This is a genomic window from Aminobacter sp. Piv2-1, assembly GCF_037625995.1.
In the GTDB taxonomy this organism is placed as follows: Bacteria; Pseudomonadota; Alphaproteobacteria; order Rhizobiales; family Rhizobiaceae; genus Aminobacter.
Window position 1 is genome coordinate 57,288 of sequence record NZ_JARKMU010000011.1, and the last position, 14,016, is coordinate 71,303.

A 14,016-nucleotide genomic window follows, 5' to 3' on the forward strand; every position below is an offset into this window, starting at 1 on the left:
CCTATTCTGCCGTGGTCGGGGAGCGCCGCCGCGGCGCCCCGAGGGAGGAGGCGAGCGCGGCAAAGCCGCTGCCAGGCCTGAGCCCCTCGCGCATGAAGAAGGCGCGCACGGGCGAGAGGCCGCCGAGCAGGTTGAGCCCGAGGCCCCGGGCGAGCTGGGCCGGAAGCATGTCCGACAGCAGCGACATGTTGAGCAGGTTGACCGCGCCGGTGCGGGCAAGGATGTCCGGGCGACGGCCGGAATCGTAGGCAGCCAGTGCCGCGGACGCCCCGGGATCATCCGCATGTTTCGATGCCATCGCAACGAGTTGCTCGACATCCCTGATGCCGAGGTTCAGGCCCTGGGCGCCGATGGGCGGGAAGACATGTGCTGCCTCGCCGACCAGCGCTACCCGTTTCCCGGCGAAGCGCAGCGGCAGCGACGTCGACAATGGATAGATCTGCCGTCCCCCATCGACCGTGACGCGGCCGAGCATCGATTGCATCTGCTGCTCGATGCGCAGCGACAGGGCAGCGTCGTCGAGTTCGGCCAACTGGCTTGCCGTCTCGGGCCTGACCACCCAAACGAGGCTCGAACGGCGCCCGGGCAGCGGCACCTGAGTGAACGGACCGGTCTCGGTGTGGAACTCGGTCGAAGTGAAGGCGTGGTCGCGGCTGTGGGCGAAGTTCAGCACCAGGGCCGCCTGGGGCAAGGTCTTCGAGGTGGCCGAGATGCCGGCTGCCTGGCGCGCGGGCGAGTTGCGGCCGTCGGCGGCGACGGCGAGCCGCGCTTCCACCGTTTCGCCGTCCGACAGCGTGGCCACGACTTGGCTTTCTTCGAGCGTCCAGTTTTCGACCAGCGTGCGCCGCCACGCGATCCCAGCATGTTCGGCGACGGCATTCTCCAGCACGGCGTTGAGCACGCGATTCTGGAAGTTGAAGCCGAAATGCTCCTCGCCGATCTCGCCGGCGCGGAACGTGACCATCGGGCTGCGGATCAGCCGCGCGGTGCCGTCGATGATGCGCATGACCTTGAGGGGCGCCGCGTCCTTCGACAGCTCTGCGAGCACGCCGAGGCGGTCGAGGAACTTGAGCGCCGGCACCATCAGCGCCGTGGTGCGGCCGTCGTCGGCGCGAGCCGGCGGTCCGGCGAGAACCACGTCGAAACCGGCGCCGGCAAAGGCGAGCGCCGAGATCATTCCGACCGGTCCCGTGCCGGCGACGAGGATGCGGGTGCGATTGTCGACGCTCATATGCCGCCGTCCATGCTGCGAGGTCCCGAACGGACCCGGATATCTGCATATATTGCAGGCCTAAGCCATTGATCAACGCGGCGATTCAGCCCATTCGATTGCGATGGGCGATCAGCTGGACGATTTCCGCAATCTCGACGCTGCCGGCCGGGCTGCCGCTGTCGCCGCGCAACGTCCGCGCGCGGCCGTCTATGCGGTGCTGGGGACAGCCGTCGCCCTGTCCTGGGCCGCACTGCTCGCCATGGCCGTCCGCGTCGCCGACGCCCGGGCGCCCGGTCTGTCGGCGCCGGGTGACGCGGTGCTGCGCGCCTTGCCCGACCTGCCGTGGCCCGGCTGGTTCGATACTCTGATCGCGCTCTGCCTGTCCCCGCAACCACTCGGCGGTGGCATCTGGGCACGGCTGGCCGTGCTTTCTGTCATGTGGCTGTTGATGTCGGTAGCCATGATGCTGCCTTCGGCCGCCCCGATGATCCGAACCTATTGCGAGATTGCCGACACGGCGCGCGCCAAGCATGAGGCCGTCGTCCATCCCCTTGTCCTCGTCGGCGGCTATCTCGCGGTATGGCTCGCGGTGTCTGCCGGTTTTGCCACCCTGACGCTCGCGATCCAGGCGGTCGCGTCCGCCGCCGATCCGCTCGCGCCCGTGCGGGGCATCGTGGCGGCGGCCGTGCTCGCGATTGCCGGGCTCTACCAGTTCAGCGGGCTGAAGGCGGCCTGCCTGCGCAAATGCCGGAATCCGTTCTCGATCCTGTTCGGCCGCTGGAGCACGCGGCCGTCGCGCATTTTCCGCCTCGGCATGCAGCAGGGGGCCTGGTGCGTCGGCTGCTGCTGGGCCCTGATGCTGGTGATGTTCGCGGTCGGCCTCATGAACATCCTTTGGATGGCCGTGATCGGCATTTTTACGTTGTTCGAGAAACAGATGGCGGGTTCCCTTCCGTCGCGTGTCGCAGGCGCGATACTGCTTGTCTGGGCGGGAGCCCTGCTATTAAGTGCGGTCTGAGAAGGGGAGGCAACGATGGCTGACCAGAGCTGGGCAATGAAGGGAGAGCTCGTGCTGTCCTGCAATTGCACCGTGTTCTGCCCCTGCGTGCTGTCGCTCGGCAACCATCCGCCGACGGAAGGCTACTGCCAGACCTGGGCCGGCTTCCGCGTCGACAGCGGCCATTTCGGCGACGTGGACCTTTCCGGTCTCAATCTCGGTTTGATCATGGAGATTCCTGGCTATATGAGCCGCGGTAACTGGACCGCTGGGCTGTTCATAGACAAGCGCGCCTCGATCTACGCGACCAAGGCATTCACCAAGATCTTCACAGGCAAGGCCGGGGGTACCACGTCGCTGCTCTCGATTCTCGTTGGCAAGTTCCTCGGCGTCGAGCAGGTGCCGATCAGCTACGAGACCAAGGACCGCACCCGCCTCTTCCAGATTCCCAAGATCATCGACGGGGCGGTTACGCCGATCCCCGGCAAGAGTAGCGAAAGCGACACGGTGATCACCAACTCGGAGTACTGGATCGCGCCCGAGATCATCGTGGCGAAGTCGGACAAGAGCCGGATGCGCGCCTTCGGCCGCAACTGGAACTTTGCCGGCCGCTCGGCTGAAATCTGCAAACTGGATTGGCGGGGACCGTGAAGCCAAAAAAAGTCACCTGGCCGCAGGCCCGCGCATTTTCGGTTCATCTGCTCACGGCGTCGGGGTCGTTCCTGGCCTTCGTGTCGCTCGTGGCCGCCAGCGAGGAGCGCTGGACCGCCATGTTCTGGTGGCTCGGCCTGGCGCTGTTCGTCGACGGCATCGACGGGCCGATCGCGCGCAAGCTCGAGGTGAAGGAAATCCTGCCGACATGGTCGGGCGAACTCCTCGACAACATCATCGACTACGTCACCTATGTGCTCATCCCGGCCTTTGCGCTCTACCAGGGCGGGTTCATGGGTGAGGGCCTGTCCTTCCTGTCGGGCGCGATCATCGTCGTGTCGAGCGCCATCTATTATGCCGACACGGGCATGAAGACGAAGGAGAACTTCTTCAAGGGGTTCCCTGTAGTCTGGAACATGGTGGTGTTCACCCTGTTCGTCATCCAGCCCGGACAGTGGGTGTCGTTTGCCGTCGTTCTTGTCGCCGGCATCCTGACCTTCGTGCCGATGAACTTCCTGCATCCGGTGCGCGTCATCAGGCTCAGGAACATCAACTTGCCGATGACGCTGATCTGGTGCGCCTTCAGCGCGGTCGCGCTTTTGCAGCAGATGCAGGCCAACGACTGGGTCAAGCTCGGCATCGCCATCAGCGGCGTCTATCTCTTCTTCATCGGCGGCGTGATGCAGCTGTTTCCGAAACTCGGTGCACGGAAGGACTGATCCGATGTCCAAGGCGATCAGAGTTCATGTCCACGGTGGACCCGACGCCCTTGTCTACGAAGACGTCGACCCCGGCCGTCCCGGCCGTGGCGAGGTGCTCGTCCGCCACACGGCGATCGGCCTCAACTTCATCGACGTCTATTTCCGCTCGGGTCTCTATCCTGCTCCCGCCGGCATGCCCGTCACGCCCGGCGGCGAGGCGGCCGGAGTGGTGCTCGAAGTGGGCGAGGGGGTCGACTGGCTCAGGGCGGGCGACCGCGTCGCCTACGCCGTTCCGACCGGCGCCTATTGCGAACGGCGCGTGATCGCCGCCGACAAGCTGGTCGAGGTGCCGGATGGCATCGGCGACGAACAGGCGGCCGCCATGATGCTCAAGGGCATGACGGCCGAGTACCTCTTGCTCAGGACCTTCAAGGTCAAGCCTGGCGACACGATCCTCTATCACGCCGCCGCCGGGGGCGTGGGCCTGATCCTCGGCCAGTGGGCGAAGCATCTCGGCGCGACGGTGATCGGAACGGTCGGATCGGCAGAGAAGGCCGAAATCGCCAGGGCACACGGGTTCGACCACGTCGTCAACTACCGCGACCAGGACTTCGTCGCCGAGGTGGCGGCCATCACCGGGGGCAGGAAATGCGACGTGGTCTACGATTCGGTCGGCAACGACACCTTCCCGGCCTCGCTTGATTGTCTGAAGCCCATGGGCACGTTCGTGAGCTTTGGCCAGTCTTCCGGCCCCATCCCGCCGTTCAGCATTTCGCTGCTAGCGCAGAAGGGTTCGCTCTATGCAACGCGCCCGACGATTTTCGCGTATAATGCGCGTCGCGAGGATCTTGTCCGTTCTGCCGAAGCGCTCTTCGACGTGGTCTTGAAGGGCGCCGTCGAGATCAGGATCAACCAGCGTTATGCTTTACGCGATGCAGCCCAAGCTCACGCCGACCTCGAGGGGCGAAAGACCACCGGGGCGACGGTGCTCATCCCATGAATTCTCGCATGATTTCTTGAAAAAGTTTCTCATTACTGGACGCTTTGCGGTGGGAGCAGGGCACGCCTACCATGCTCCCGGGAACATAAAAAAGAACTGACCAATGGGAGGCGTTGTGGACACAACCCCTGCTGCTAACGGTCCGAACCTGCTCGAGGTTCGCGGCCTGACGAAGATATTCGGCACGCTCAAGGCGTGCGATCAGATAGACCTGACTGTCGCCAAGGGCGAAATCCATGCCCTTCTCGGCGAGAACGGCGCCGGCAAGTCGACGCTGGTGAAGATGCTCTTCGGCTCGCTGGAGCCGAATGCCGGCGAAATCCGCTGGAACGGCCAGCCGGTCAGGATCACCAGCCCCGGCGTCGCCAAGAAACTCGGCATCGGCATGGTGTTTCAGCATTTCTCGCTGTTCGAGGCGCTGACCGCGGCCGAGAACATCGCGCTGTCGCTGGCCGACGACACGCCGATCGGCACGATCGCCGCCAAGTCGCGGGCGCTGTCCTACAGCTACGGCCTGCCGCTCGACCCGGAATCGCTGGTCGGCGACCTGTCCGTCGGCGAACGCCAGCGCATCGAGATCATCCGCTGCCTGCTGCAGACGCCGGACCTGATCATCCTCGACGAGCCCACCTCGGTGTTGACCCCGCAGGAGGCCGACAAGCTGTTCGAGACGCTCGAACGGCTCCGCTCGGAAGGCAAGTCGATCCTCTACATCTCGCACCGCCTCGAAGAGGTGAAGCGCATGTGCGACCGGGCCACCGTGCTCCGGCACGGCAAGGTCGTCGGTCATTGCGACCCGCGCCAGGAAACGCCGGCGTCGCTGGCCCGGATGATGGTCGGCAGCGACGTGAAGATGGCCGAGCGCACCAGCGCTGCGGTCATGGGCGAGGAACTGCTCAGCATCCGCGGACTCAGCCGCAAGCCGGCAAGCCCGTTCGCCATGCCGCTCAAGGACATCTGGCTCAACGTGCACGGCGGCGAAGTGATCGGCATCGCCGGTGTCGCCGGCAACGGCCAGGGCGAACTGTTCGAGGCGGTCTCGGGCGAGGCGCTGCAGGAGAGCGCCGACGCCGTCCGCATCCGCGGCAAGTCGGCCGGGCGCATGGGTATTTCAGCGCGTCGCATGCTTGGAGCTGCCTTCGTGCCCGAGGAGCGCCTCGGCCATGGTGCTGCGCCGCGCATGAGGCTGTCCGACAACCTGCTGCTGTCGCGCCACGCGACCGACGCCAGGGCCTTCGTCGGCGGAGTTGGCGTGGTGAAATCCGGCGCCATCCAGCAGGCGGCCCAGCGCATCATCCAGGTGATGGATGTGCGCAAGAGCGCGCCTGACCCGGAAGCCGCAGCACTTTCGGGCGGCAACCTGCAGAAATTCATCATCGGCCGCGAACTCGACCGCAATCCGGCAGTGATGGTGGTCAACCAGCCGACCTGGGGCGTCGATGCGGGTGCCGCCGCCCGCATTCGCCAGGCGCTCATCGAGCTGGCGCGCAGCGGCTCGGCGGTGCTGGTCATCAGCCAGGACCTCGACGAACTGTTCGAGATCTCGGATTCGATATCCGTCATGCACAATGGCGAGTTGTCCAAGCCCATCCCGATCGCCGAGGCCACGCTCGAGCGCATCGGCCTGCTCATGGGCGGCGCCGAGCCGGGCCATGTCGACCATGCCAAGGAGGTCGCGTGATGCGGATCGAACTCGTCAAGCGGCCCGAGCGCTCTGCTCTGTTTGCCGCGCTCTCGCCTTTCATTGCGCTTGCGCTCACGCTCGTTGCCGGCGCCATCATGTTCTCGTTCTTGGGCAAGAGCCCGGTCGAGGCGCTCTATTACTACTTCATCGATCCGTTGCGCGAGGTCTGGTCGCTGCATGAGCTCGCGGTCAAGGCCGCTCCGCTGATCCTGATCGCGGTGGGCCTGTCCATCTGCTACCTCTCCAACAACTGGAACATCGGTGCGGAAGGCCAGTTCATCATCGGCGCGCTCACGGGTTCGATCCTGCCGGTCATGTTCCCGACCTTCCAGTCTTGGATCGTGCTACCGCTGATGCTGCTGATGGGCATTGCCGGCGGTGCGGCTTATGCCGCGATCCCCGCCTTCCTCAAGGTGCGCTTCAACACCAACGAGATCCTGACCAGCCTGATGCTGGTCTACGTCGCGCAGCTTTTCCTCGACTGGATGGTGCGCGGGCCATGGCGCAATCCGGAGGGGCTGAACTTCCCGGAAACGCGCAACTTCAACCCGAGCGCGGTGCTGCCCGAGATCTGGTCGGCTTCGGGCAGGGCGAACTGGGGCTTCGTCTTTGCCATCGTCGCGGCGCTGGCGCTTTGGTTCGTGCTGTCCCGTACGCTGAGGGGCTTCGAGATAATGGTCCTGGGGCAGAGCCCCCGGGCGGGCCGGTTCGCGGGCTTCTCGTCGTCGCGGATGGTGTTCTTCGCCTTCCTGCTTTCGGGCGGTCTCGCAGGGCTGGCCGGCATATCGGAGGTCGCCGGCGCCATCGGCCAGTTGCGCCCGACGATCTCGCCCGGCTACGGCTTCGCCGCGATCATCGTGGCCTTCCTCGGACGTCTGAACCCGCTCGGCATCATCGCGGCCGGGCTGGTGCTGGCGCTGTCCTACCTCGGCGGCGAGGCCGCGCAGATCTCCATCGGCGTGTCCGACAAGGTGGTGCGTGCCTTCCAGGGCATGCTGCTGTTCTTCGTCCTCGCCTGCGACACCCTGATCCTCTACCGCGTGCGCTTCGTTCGCACTTCCGCCACCAAGGCTGGGGAGGCCGCGCAAAATGCTTGAAGGCATTCTGATTACGATCGCCACGGCCGCCACGCCGCTGCTGATCGCGGCCGTCGGTGAATTGGTGGTGGAGCGCTCCGGCGTCCTCAATCTCGGCGTCGAAGGCATGATGGTCATGGGAGCCGTGACCGGCTTCGGCGTGGCGCTCACCACCGGCTCGCCATGGCTCGGCGTGCTCGCCGCGATTATCGTCGGGGCGCTGTTCTCGCTGCTGTTCGGCTTCCTGACCCTGACGCTGGTGACCAACCAGGTCGCCACCGGCCTTGCGCTGACCCTGCTCGGGCTCGGCCTGTCGGGCATGCTCGGCGAAGCATTCGTCGGCCTGCCCGGCGTGAAGATGGGCTATGTCTACATCCCGGTGCTGACCGACCTGCCGCTGGTCGGCAAGCTCTTCTTCGGCCAGGACCCACTGTTCTACGTCTCGCTGCTGCTGGCCGGCGGGGTCGCCTACTTCCTGTTCCGCACGCGCGCCGGCCTGACCCTGCGCTCGATCGGCGACAACCACACCTCGGCGCACGCGCTCGGCATCAACGTCATCGGCATCCGCTATCTGGCGGTGATGTTCGGCGGCGCCTGCGCGGGCCTCGCCGGTGCCTACCTGTCGCTGGTCTACACCCCGCAGTGGATCGAGAACATGACGGCAGGCCGCGGCTGGATTGCGCTGGCGCTCGTCGTCTTCGCCTCCTGGCGGCCCTGGCGCGTGCTTGCCGGCGCCTATCTGTTCGGTGCGGTGTCGATCGGCCAGCTCCACGCGCAGGCGTTGGGGATAGGCGTTCCTTCACAGCTACTTTCTTCTCTCCCCTATCTGGCGACCGTCGTGGTCCTTGTTCTAATCTCGCGTAACAGGCGACTGACGATGATCAACACACCGGCTTCACTGGGGCGGCCGTTTGTGCCAGATCGCTAACGACAAAAGATGGGATCTGCCCCCGGGCAACACTGAAAGAGGAAGAACCAAATGAAACGAACCTTACTGTCCTTTGCTGCTATTGCCGGCGCGCTGGCCTTCGGCACGATGACTGCGCAAGCCGCAACCAAGGCCTGCTTCATCTATGTCGGCCCGATCGGCGACTTCGGCTGGTCTTACCAGCATCACCAGGGCCTGGAGCAAATGAAGGCGGCCCTGGGCGACCAGGTCGAGACCGCCTATCTCGAAAGCGTGCCGGAAGGCGCCGACGCCGAACGCGCCATCGAGCGCTTCGCGCGTTCGGGCTGCAACATCATCTTCACCACGTCCTTCGGCTACATGGACCCCACCAACAAGGTGGCGGCAAAGTTCCCGGACGTGAAGTTCGAGCACGCCACCGGCTACAAGCGCGAGTATCCGAACGTCTCGACCTACAACTCGCGCTTCTATGAAGGCCGTTATGTGCAGGGCGTGATCGCCGCCAAGATGTCGAAGGCGGGCGTTGCCGGCTACATCGCGTCCTTCCCGATTCCGGAAGTCGTGATGGGCATCAACGCCTTCGTGCTCGGCGCGCAGTCGGTCAATCCCGACTTCAAGCTCAAGGTCGTGTGGGCCAACACCTGGTTCGATCCGGGCAAGGAAGCCGACGCTGCCAAGGCGCTGATCGACCAGGGCGTCGACATCATCACCCAGCACACCGACTCGACCGCGCCCATGCAGGTTGCCACCGAGCGCGGCATCAAGGCGTTCGGCCAGGCTTCCGACATGATCAAGTTCGGCCCGACCACGCAGCTGACCTCGATCGTCGACGACTGGGGTCCGTACTACATCGAGCGCGTCAAGGCGGTGATCGACGGCACCTGGAAGCAGCAGGACGTCTGGGGCGGCATGAAGGCAGGCCACGTCGTGATGGCGCCCTTCACCAACATGCCCGACGACGTGAAGAAGCTGGCCGAGGAAACCACCGCCAAGATCAAGTCCGGCGAGTTCAACCCCTTCACCGGCCCGATCACCAAGCAGGACGGCAGCGAATGGCTCAAGGCCGGCGAGGTCGCCCAGGATGGGGTGCTGCTCGGCATGAACTTCTACGTCAAGGGCGTGGACGACAAGCTGCCGCAGTAAGCGGACAAGACATCGGTCGCGGCAACAGCCTTGACCAGCAGAACCCCCGGCAATGCCCGGGGGTTTTCGTTTGGGCCGGTATCTGGCGTGTACCTAGTCCGAACGGACCTGTAAGCCGGTGGCGGCCACGACATCTTGGATGGATCGGCCGCCAGTCGCAGGATGCATCATGAAGTCGCGCGAGTTTGTCTGCAGCTCCCACACCATAAGCGGGGCCGTGCCCGGAGGTCCTGTCGCGTCGCGTCACGGCTTTGCCGCTCGGGTCGAGGCGTGCGCCGACGCCGGCTACGCTGGCATGTGCCTGCACTTTCGCGACTATGCCGAACAGCAAGCCAGGGGCCTCGGGGATGAAGAGATGCGCGCGGTGCTCGACCGCCACGGCATGAGGCATGTCTCGATAGAATTCCTGACGGACTGGTTCATGGACGGCGAAGCAGGCGAAACGTCCCGGCGCAACGAGGAGATCACCTTGCAGGCGGCGCACGCCGTCGGCGCCGGAGTGCTGAATGTTGGTCCCGACCTCATTGGGCGAGGCATTCCGCCGGAGACGATGCGGCGGAAGTTCACCGAACTCTGTCGGCGTATGGAGCAGCACGGCATTGCGGTCGCGCTCGAGCTCGTGGCCTGGGGCAATGTCCCCGACGTCGATACGGCGCTGGACCTGATCGACGGCATCGGAAATGCAGGGCTGGTGATCGACTGCTGGCATATCTTCCGCGCTGGCGTACCGCTTGGCGATCTGAAGCGCATCCCCGCGGACAAGGTCCTCTGCGTCCAGGTCAACGATGCGGACCGGGAGCCGCTCGAAAACATTGCAGCCGACACGATGGACCGCAGGCTGTGCGGGCAAGGCGCCTTCGACCTCGAAGGCTTTGCGTCGACGCTCGACACCATGGGTGTCAACGTGCCGTTCAGTGTCGAGGTGATTTCGCCCGCATTGGCCGCCCTCGGCCTTAAGGAGGCAGCGAAAGTGTCGTTCGATACGGCCCAGGGCTGCTTATCCTAGCCAAGCCAGCACCAGCATCGAGGACGGCGAATGGCTACTGATCGGCCCGGATCAACGGTCTCTGTCCGTGCCCGCGCTCGACGACCAAGCGCCGTGTTTGTGGGCATTTTGCCGTTAGTCCGTTCGAACGATGTTGCGACATCGGCTGCCACGCATAAGCTGACCTCAAAATACCCCTTCCTCGTCAGCGTTCCGGGCTTGCCCGCGGTGCAGGCCAGGCGGGTTCATAAATAAGGTCAGGGAGGCGAGCTTATGCTCAGCGAAATACTGATCATCGTGATACGCGGGATCGCCATCGGGTCGATCTTCGCCACCATCGCGATGAGCTTCAACATCGTCCATGGCGCTACGAACATCTTCAACTTCGCCCAGGGCAACATGTTCATCCTGGGTGGCTTTGCCGCCTACTTCCTGGCCAATCAGGTCGGGCTCGGCCAGTGGAGCCTGATGCTGTTGCTGACGGGGCTCGGCATTGCCGCCGTCGTCGCCCTCCAAGGCTACATCACGCTGCTGCCTTTGCGCTCGTCCGTGGAGCAGGACAGCTGGCTCATCTCTACCGTTTCGGTCTCGGTGATCGTCGCAGCCCTGCTGATGATAACCCAGGGGCCGTTCGCCTACTCGGTTCAGAGCGTGGTGCCCAGCTTCCGCATCCTCGGAACGCGCACGCCCGGCGCCTATGCGCTGGCGATCGTCGCCATGGTCTTCTGGTTCTTCGCGCTGCGCTTCTTCCTGCGCCGCACCTTCGTCGGCCTCGCCATCAGCGCATTGTCGCAGGATTTCGACGCCGCCCGGGCCGCCGGCCTGCCGGTGCGCCGCCTGCAGCTCATCGCCTTCGCGATCAGCGGCCTGATGGTCGGCACGGTCGGCTTCCTCGTCGCGCCCGTCATTTCGGTCAGCCCTGACGCCGGCCTGAAATACGTGCTCAACGGCTTCGTCGCGGCCGTCGTCGGCGGCATCGGCTCGAACGCCGGCACGCTGATCGGCGGTCCGCTGGTGGGCGTGGTGGCGATGCTGACGGCCTACAAGGTCGGCGGCGCCTACCAGGACCTCGCCTCGCTTCTGGTGCTGGTGCTGATCCTCATGTTCCGGCCGCAGGGCCTCTTCGGGCGCGTCGGCGCAAGACGGGTGTGACCATGCAGGCCGCTACCAACGTACAAACCGGATCCATGTCCATGGCGGAAACCAAGCCGAAAGGCCGCTTCAACTCCGACCTGACGCAGGTCTGGATCGGCGTGGCGCTGATCGCCATCACCGGCTTCGGGCCCGTGATCGCCGGCAACTCCTACTGGATCCACACGTTCCAGCTGGTGAACATCTACATCGCCGCCGCGATCTTCCAGAACATGCTGTTCGTCGATGCCGGGCAGAAGTCGTTCGGCCAGGGCGCGATCCTCGGCCTTGCGGCTTACGTCGCGGCGATCCTCTACGGCCTGCATGGCTGGTCGTTCGGGGCAGCGTCCCTGGGAGGTCTCGGCGCTGCCATGCTGGGCGGCCTGTTGTTCGCCCTGCCGGCGCTGCGCGTGCAGGGCTTCCACCTCGGCTTCGTCACCATGAGTGCCGCGATCGTCTTCCCGCAGCTTCTGGTGACGCTCGACAAGTGGACCAACGGCATCAACGGCATCAGCGTCACCGTGCCGGCGCTGACCAATCCGGTCGTGGGCAGCATGTCGCCGCTGGCGATCGCGGTAGCCGTGTTCCCGATGATCGCGCTGTTCGTGCACTACGGCATCCGCCGCTCCAGGCTCGGCCGCAGCATGTTCGTGGCCGCGCTCAGCCCCGAGGCGGCGCGCTCCCTCGGCATCAAGCCGGGCGTCATGCGCTTCATCGCCTTCGTCATCGCGGCCATCGGTACCGGCATCTGCGGCATCCTGTATCTGCCGACGGTCGCCTTCGTCAGCCCGCAGGGCTTCAACATCGAGCTGTCCTTCGTCTTCTTCTTCGCCGTCGTCGTCGGCGGGCGCGGCCAGATGCTCGGCCCGATCATCGGCATCTGGATCGTCTACATCCTGCCGAACATCCTCCTGGCCGGCTTCGTCGAGTACCGTCTGCTGATGTACGGCTGCCTGACGCTGCTTGCCGTCATGGCGTTCCCCGATGGCATCGTCGGCTCGGTCGAGCGTCTGCGCGCCAAGCGCAAGCAGACCGGCGGTGGCGAGCAGGCCTTCCGCATCGACGGCTTCCTGGCTGAACTCCAGGCCGGCAAGACGTCGCGGGAGCCGAACGAGGAGATCGTCGTCGAGGTGTGCAACGGCACCAAGAAGTTCGGCGAGGTGGTCGCCGTCAGCGCCGTCGACCTCAAGGTCCGCAAGGGCGAGGTGCATGGCCTGATCGGCGCCAACGGCTCGGGCAAGACCAGCCTGCTCAACGTCCTGAGTGGCCTCAGCCGCCTGAACTCGGGCTCGTTCATGATCAATGGCGTCGACGCCACCAACATGGCCGCGGACCGCATCGCCAACATGAGCCTCGGCCGCACCTTCCAGGCGCCGCGCATCTTCAGCCAGATGTCTCTGTGGGACAATCTGAAGATCGGCATGGACGCCCGCGTCGGCCCGGCCAGCGCCGACATCACCTCGCTCGCCAAGGCGATGGAGGAGAGCTTCGGCCAGGACAGCGCCACGCTGCTGTCGCACGGCCAGCGCCGCCTGGTGGAAGTGATGCGCACGGTGCTCAAGGAAGCGACCATCGTGCTGTTCGACGAGCCGGCCGCCGGCCTGTCGCAGGGCGAGCGCACCAACTTCGCCAACCTCGTCAAGTTCCTGAGCCGCCAGATGGGCAAGACCGTCATCCTCGTTGAGCACGATCTCGACCTGGTGTGGGGCATTGCCGACACCATCACGGTGCTGGAGCAGGGCCGGGTGGTTTCCTCGGGTAAGCCGGACGTGGTCGCCAAGGACCCGGCGGTGCAGCATATGTTCGTGGGGTCGCGCCATGCTTGAGGTCAAGAATCTGGTTGCCGGCTACGGCACCATTCCGGTGCTGCGCGATGTGTCGCTGACAGCCAAGGCGGGCGAGATCCTGCTCATCGGCGGCGAGAACGGCGCCGGCAAGTCGACGCTGATGCGGGCGATCGCCGGCTTCAACAAGCCCGACAGCGGCGAGATCCTGCTCGACGGCAAGCCGATCGGCGGCAATGCGCCGGAGAAGGTGGCGCAGTCGGGCCTGCGGCTGGTGCTCGACGGGCACCGGGTGTTTCCCGAGCTCAGCGTCTTCGACAACCTGCGCATGGGTGCCGCCGCCCGACGCGGCGATCGCGCCGGCTTCAACAATGCGGTCGAGGAGATCTATTCGGTCTTCCCGATCCTGAAGGAAAAGCAGAAGCTCTACGCTCGCGACCTCTCGGGCGGCCAGCAGCAGATGCTGGCGCTCGGCCAGGCCTTCATCGCCCAGCCCAAGGTGCTGTTGTGCGACGAGCCGTCGATGGGCCTCGCTCAGGCGCTCTTGCCGCCGATCCTGGCCTTCCTGCGCCGCTGGGCGCAGACGGGCACGGCCGTGGTCATCGTCGAGCAGCATCTGGCGGTGACGGCACCCTATGCCGACCGCGCCATGATCATCGAGCGCGGCCAGGTGAAATTCTCGTGCCTGGCCTCCGAGCTCGACGGGAAGCTCAACGCCCCGGCCGCGGCGGCGGAGTAGGGGCT

The 14,016-nt window shown here is 65.3% G+C and carries 13 protein-coding genes; 12 read left to right on the top strand and 1 reads right to left on the bottom strand.

Annotation, left to right across the window (positions count from 1 at the left end):
* Position 1: 1 nt before the first annotated feature.
* On the bottom strand, positions 2-1,231 hold the full coding sequence (locus AmiPiv_RS19435) for a UbiH/UbiF family hydroxylase (RefSeq protein WP_340039985.1): 1,230 nt from the start codon (positions 1,229-1,231) through the stop codon (positions 2-4).
* A 103-nt stretch (positions 1,232-1,334) separates the two neighbouring features.
* Between AmiPiv_RS19435 and AmiPiv_RS19440 the strand changes: the two genes are divergently transcribed.
* The 12 genes from AmiPiv_RS19440 (at position 1,335) to AmiPiv_RS19495 (ending at position 14,011) form a co-directional block, all read left to right on the top strand.
* A complete protein-coding gene (locus AmiPiv_RS19440) occupies positions 1,335-2,231 on the top strand; it encodes a DUF2182 domain-containing protein (protein WP_340039987.1) in 897 nt (298 codons plus the stop codon).
* A gap of 15 nt (positions 2,232-2,246) precedes the next feature.
* Positions 2,247-2,861 carry a DUF1326 domain-containing protein gene (locus AmiPiv_RS19445; protein ID WP_340039989.1) on the top strand — a complete coding sequence of 205 codons (615 nt, stop codon included), beginning with the start codon at positions 2,247-2,249 and terminating at the stop codon, positions 2,859-2,861.
* A complete protein-coding gene (gene pcsA / locus AmiPiv_RS19450; protein WP_340039990.1) occupies positions 2,858-3,580 on the top strand; it encodes a phosphatidylcholine synthase in 723 nt (240 codons plus the stop codon). The genes AmiPiv_RS19445 and pcsA overlap by 4 nt, the downstream gene beginning before the upstream one ends.
* A gap of 4 nt (positions 3,581-3,584) precedes the next feature.
* Positions 3,585-4,562: a quinone oxidoreductase family protein gene (locus tag AmiPiv_RS19455; protein WP_340039992.1), complete on the top strand. Its 978-nt coding sequence runs from the start codon at positions 3,585-3,587 to the stop codon at positions 4,560-4,562.
* A 103-nt stretch (positions 4,563-4,665) separates the two neighbouring features.
* Complete coding sequence (locus tag AmiPiv_RS19460) at positions 4,666-6,243, top strand: ABC transporter ATP-binding protein (protein WP_340039994.1); 1,578 nt, start codon at positions 4,666-4,668, stop codon at positions 6,241-6,243.
* Positions 6,243-7,343: an ABC transporter permease gene (locus AmiPiv_RS19465; RefSeq protein ID WP_340039996.1), complete on the top strand. Its 1,101-nt coding sequence runs from the start codon at positions 6,243-6,245 to the stop codon at positions 7,341-7,343. Before AmiPiv_RS19460 ends, AmiPiv_RS19465 begins: the two co-directional genes overlap by 1 nt.
* Entirely contained in the window at positions 7,336-8,250 is a 915-nt protein-coding gene (locus AmiPiv_RS19470) for an ABC transporter permease (RefSeq protein ID WP_340039998.1), read from the top strand. The genes AmiPiv_RS19465 and AmiPiv_RS19470 overlap by 8 nt, the downstream gene beginning before the upstream one ends.
* 51 nt (positions 8,251-8,301) lie before the next feature.
* Positions 8,302-9,372, top strand: a complete 1,071-nt coding sequence (locus AmiPiv_RS19475) for a BMP family ABC transporter substrate-binding protein (protein WP_340040000.1) — start codon at positions 8,302-8,304, stop codon at positions 9,370-9,372.
* Positions 9,373-9,541: 169 nt separating this feature from the next.
* Positions 9,542-10,378, top strand: coding sequence for a sugar phosphate isomerase/epimerase family protein (locus tag AmiPiv_RS19480; protein WP_340040002.1), 837 nt, complete (start codon positions 9,542-9,544; stop codon positions 10,376-10,378).
* A 252-nt stretch (positions 10,379-10,630) separates the two neighbouring features.
* Positions 10,631-11,509 (top strand): branched-chain amino acid ABC transporter permease, encoded by an 879-nt coding sequence (locus tag AmiPiv_RS19485; protein ID WP_340040005.1) that lies wholly within the window; start codon positions 10,631-10,633, stop codon positions 11,507-11,509.
* 41 nt (positions 11,510-11,550) lie between these two features.
* On the top strand, positions 11,551-13,314 hold the full coding sequence (locus AmiPiv_RS19490; RefSeq protein WP_340040007.1) for a branched-chain amino acid ABC transporter ATP-binding protein/permease: 1,764 nt from the start codon (positions 11,551-11,553) through the stop codon (positions 13,312-13,314).
* Positions 13,307-14,011, top strand: coding sequence for an ABC transporter ATP-binding protein (locus AmiPiv_RS19495; protein ID WP_340040009.1), 705 nt, complete (start codon positions 13,307-13,309; stop codon positions 14,009-14,011). The genes AmiPiv_RS19490 and AmiPiv_RS19495 overlap by 8 nt, the downstream gene beginning before the upstream one ends.
* The last annotated feature ends 5 nt before the right edge of the window (positions 14,012-14,016 follow it).

What these genes read in the sequence shown, in the direction of transcription:
- AmiPiv_RS19470 (WP_340039998.1), top strand. Translation starts at nt 7,336, where the DNA reads ATGCTTGAAGGCATTCTGATTACGATCGCCACGGCCGCCACGCCGCTG.
- AmiPiv_RS19465 (WP_340039996.1), top strand. Translation starts at nt 6,243, where the DNA reads ATGCGGATCGAACTCGTCAAGCGGCCCGAGCGCTCTGCTCTGTTTGCC.
- AmiPiv_RS19485 (WP_340040005.1), top strand. Translation starts at nt 10,631, where the DNA reads ATGCTCAGCGAAATACTGATCATCGTGATACGCGGGATCGCCATCGGG.
- AmiPiv_RS19455 (WP_340039992.1), top strand. Translation starts at nt 3,585, where the DNA reads ATGTCCAAGGCGATCAGAGTTCATGTCCACGGTGGACCCGACGCCCTT.
- AmiPiv_RS19480 (WP_340040002.1), top strand. Translation starts at nt 9,542, where the DNA reads ATGAAGTCGCGCGAGTTTGTCTGCAGCTCCCACACCATAAGCGGGGCC.
- AmiPiv_RS19435 (WP_340039985.1), bottom strand. Translation starts at nt 1,231, where the DNA reads ATGAGCGTCGACAATCGCACCCGCATCCTCGTCGCCGGCACGGGACCG.
- AmiPiv_RS19475 (WP_340040000.1), top strand. Translation starts at nt 8,302, where the DNA reads ATGAAACGAACCTTACTGTCCTTTGCTGCTATTGCCGGCGCGCTGGCC.
- AmiPiv_RS19495 (WP_340040009.1), top strand. Translation starts at nt 13,307, where the DNA reads ATGCTTGAGGTCAAGAATCTGGTTGCCGGCTACGGCACCATTCCGGTG.
- AmiPiv_RS19490 (WP_340040007.1), top strand. Translation starts at nt 11,551, where the DNA reads ATGGCGGAAACCAAGCCGAAAGGCCGCTTCAACTCCGACCTGACGCAG.
- AmiPiv_RS19440 (WP_340039987.1), top strand. Translation starts at nt 1,335, where the DNA reads ATGGGCGATCAGCTGGACGATTTCCGCAATCTCGACGCTGCCGGCCGG.
- AmiPiv_RS19460 (WP_340039994.1), top strand. Translation starts at nt 4,666, where the DNA reads ATGGGAGGCGTTGTGGACACAACCCCTGCTGCTAACGGTCCGAACCTG.
- AmiPiv_RS19445 (WP_340039989.1), top strand. Translation starts at nt 2,247, where the DNA reads ATGGCTGACCAGAGCTGGGCAATGAAGGGAGAGCTCGTGCTGTCCTGC.